This window comes from Ruminiclostridium hungatei (genome assembly GCF_002051585.1).
In the GTDB taxonomy this organism is placed as follows: Bacteria; Bacillota; Clostridia; order Acetivibrionales; family DSM-1351; genus Ruminiclostridium; species Ruminiclostridium hungatei.
Map to the genome: position 1 here is coordinate 1 of NZ_MZGX01000092.1, position 602 is coordinate 602.

2 protein-coding genes are annotated in these 602 nt (G+C 60.5%); both read left to right on the top strand.

Annotated features, from left to right (window positions below; translation table 11 throughout):
- The coding region (locus CLHUN_RS22315; protein WP_165755837.1) for a hypothetical protein at window positions 1–280 on the top strand (280 nt) is incomplete at its 5' end.
- Between the two features lie 63 nt (window positions 281–343).
- Window positions 344–602 (top strand): hypothetical protein (locus CLHUN_RS21935; RefSeq protein WP_133051148.1); only part of this gene is annotated, 259 nt, incomplete at its 3' end.

Consider the following 602-nt stretch of genomic DNA (forward strand, 5'->3'; position numbering starts at 1 on the left):
AGGAGCAATGGGACCGGAGGGAGCAGAGCGACTATGCGGCAAGCCGGGTACAATAGAAGAGGCGAGCGCTGCCATAGGGCAGAAGAAGCGAAGGCGTTTATTGCGCAGCGCAAGGAGCAATGGGACCGGAGGGAGCAGGGCGACTATGCGGCAAGCCGGGTACAATAGAAGAGGCGAGCGCTGCCATAGGGCAGAAGAAGCGAAGGCGTTTATTGCGCAGCGCAAGGAGCAATGGGACCGGAGGGAGCAGAGCGACTATGCGGCAAGCCGGGTACAATAGAAGAGGCGAGCGCTGCCATAGGGCAGAAGAAGCGAAGGCGTTTATTGCGCAGCGCAAGGAGCAATGGGACCGGAGGGAGCAGGGCGACTATGCGGCAAGCCGGGTACAATAGAAGAGGCGAGCGCTGCCATAGGGCAGAAGAAGCGAAGGCGTTTATTGCGCAGCGCAAGGAGCAATGGGACCGGAGGGAGCAGGGCGACTATGCGGCAAGCCGGGTACAATAGAAGAGGCGAGCGCTGCCATAGGGCAGAAGAAGCGAAGGCGTTTATTGCGCAGCGCAAGGAGCAATGGGACCGGAGGGAGCAGAGCGACTATGCGGCAA